The organism is Paraburkholderia mimosarum LMG 23256 = NBRC 106338 (assembly GCF_000739815.1).
Taxonomy (GTDB): Bacteria; Pseudomonadota; Gammaproteobacteria; order Burkholderiales; family Burkholderiaceae; genus Paraburkholderia; species Paraburkholderia mimosarum.
The window spans coordinates 1-568 of record NZ_BBJJ01000373.1 but is presented as its reverse complement, the minus strand read 5'-3'; the positions used below and the strand labels follow the sequence as shown (position 1 = coordinate 568).

General features: G+C 60.2%; 1 pseudogene. It reads right to left on the bottom strand.

Annotated features, from left to right (window positions below):
- Positions 1-393 (bottom strand): annotated as a pseudogene (locus tag BMI01S_RS37955) (IS110 family transposase); the annotation flags it as partial.
- Positions 394-568 lie beyond the last annotated feature (175 nt).

Here is a 568-nt window from a genome sequence, read left to right as displayed (position 1 = left end):
GTAACGCATCAGCATCGAGAGCAGCTTGTCGCTGTCGAGACGGTCGGTCTTGGCGCGACGTCTGCGCCGGTTCACTTCGATACTGGCCGAATCCACCACCAGGTTCGTGATCTGATGTGCTTCCAGGCAGCGGTGCAGCCAGAAGCCATCACGCCCGGCTTCATAACAGCTGTGCACCGGAGCATCGGCGGCCAGATGACAGTGCGCCTTAGCCTTCGCAATCGCCGTGAAAACTGCGGCCGTATCGCCGGCAGCCACGGTGCAGCGGCTCGGTGCCCGGACCCCATTACCCAGCGAGAGCTTCCACTTCCTGTCGCCCAGTTCAAAGGCGGCATACAGCGACCCGGTGATGGTTGTATCCTGCCCGTGAAGGGCCGTGCGAGGCGCATTCATTTGCGTACTCCTCTTGGAAAACGGGTATCGGAATCCTCGTTTTACTCCAGGAGGCTTACTTCCGCGGCCCCTCCATAGGTATCTAGGTGTCAGCCGCCACTGCCCAGGATCTTGCCGAACAGGTCCTTCTCCACCCCTGACGCATTCGGACGTTTAACAGCCATGGTCAAAGCTG